Here is a 520-nt window from a genome sequence, read left to right on the forward strand (position 1 = left end):
TCCGGGGTCAGAGGCCGGGGGTGATGAGGACGGACGCGCCGGTCCGGGCCGCCTGGAAGCGGGTCTGGACGTCGGCCCAGTTCACGAGGTTCCACCAGGCCTTGACGTAGTCGGGCTTGACGTTGATGTAGTCCAGGTAGAAGGCGTGCTCCCACATGTCGAGCATGAGCAGCGGAACCGTGCCCACGGGCACGTTGCCCTGCTGGTCGTAGAGCTGCTCGATGACGATGTTCTTGCCCAGCGGCTCGTAGGCGAGCACGGCCCAGCCCGAGCCCTGCAGCGACACCGCGGCGGCGGTGAAGTGGGCGCGGAACGCGTCGAAGGACCCGAACGCGTCGTCCAGGGCGGCGGCGAGTTCGCCCTCGGGCTTGTCGCCTCCCTCGGGGGACATGTTCTTCCAGAAGATGCTGTGGTTGATCACGCCGCCGACGTGGAACGCGAGGTCCTTGGAGAGCTTCGGGATGGTGCCGAACTGGCCTGTCGCGCGGGCTTCTGCCAGCTGCGCGAGGGCGTCGTTGGC

Annotated in this window: 1 protein-coding gene; it reads right to left on the reverse strand. The window is 67.9% G+C overall.

Features of this window, described 5'->3' with window-relative positions; genetic code table 11:
- Positions 1-7: 7 nt before the first annotated feature.
- Positions 8-520 (reverse strand): superoxide dismutase (locus tag CXQ96_RS17955; RefSeq protein ID WP_104119381.1); only part of this gene is annotated, 513 nt, incomplete at its 5' end.

It is taken from the genome of Arthrobacter sp. B1805 (assembly GCF_002929745.1).
Taxonomy (GTDB): Bacteria; Actinomycetota; Actinomycetes; order Actinomycetales; family Micrococcaceae; genus Arthrobacter_D.